The organism is Colwellia sp. RSH04, from assembly GCF_003545765.1.
Lineage (GTDB): Bacteria > Pseudomonadota > Gammaproteobacteria > Enterobacterales > Alteromonadaceae > Colwellia.
The window spans coordinates 1-563 of record NZ_QXIO01000057.1 but is presented as its reverse complement, the minus strand read 5'-3'; the positions used below and the strand labels follow the sequence as shown (position 1 = coordinate 563).

The 563-nt window shown below is 68.0% G+C and carries 1 protein-coding gene; it reads left to right on the top strand.

Features of this window, described 5'->3' with window-relative positions; all coding sequences use genetic code 11:
* Positions 1 to 193: 193 nt before the first annotated feature.
* The coding region (locus tag D1094_RS18470) for an MFS transporter (protein ID WP_182440246.1) at positions 194 to 563 on the top strand (370 nt) is incomplete at its 3' end.

Below are 563 nucleotides of genomic sequence, written 5' to 3'. Positions count from 1 at the left end.
CCTGGTCCGACGCCGAACAGGCCTTCGACATGTTCGCCGGGCGCCTTGCGCGGGGCGAGCTGCCGAACCGTCCGGCCACGCGCTGACGATTCTGACCATTGTTCACTTGACGAGGCCGGGGCGCGACAGGGCAGGATGAGGAAACCGTCCGGCTGACAGGACGGCGTGTAAGAAAGTGCGTGGAGGCGACCCCATGGCCCAGGCGACCAGCCGCAGCCGAACAACCTTGGCCGCGTTCGCCGGTCCGTCCCTGCCGCTGGCGGCCCTGGGCCTGCCCCTGGTGGTGTATCTCCCCAACCACTACACGGCCACGCTGGGCCTCGACATCGGCATGGTCGGCTGGGCGTTCCTGCTGGTCCGGCTGATCGACATCGCCTTCGACCCGCTGTTCGGCGCGGTCCTCGACCGCACGCACTGGCGGATCGGCCGCTTCAAGCCCTGGCTGGCCATCGGCGCGCCGCTGGTCCTGGTCGCCGTCTACATGCTGTTCATGGCCGAGCCCGGGGTCGGTCCGGCCTATCTGTGGTTCTGGCTGATCACCGCCTATATCGGCTATTCGATCT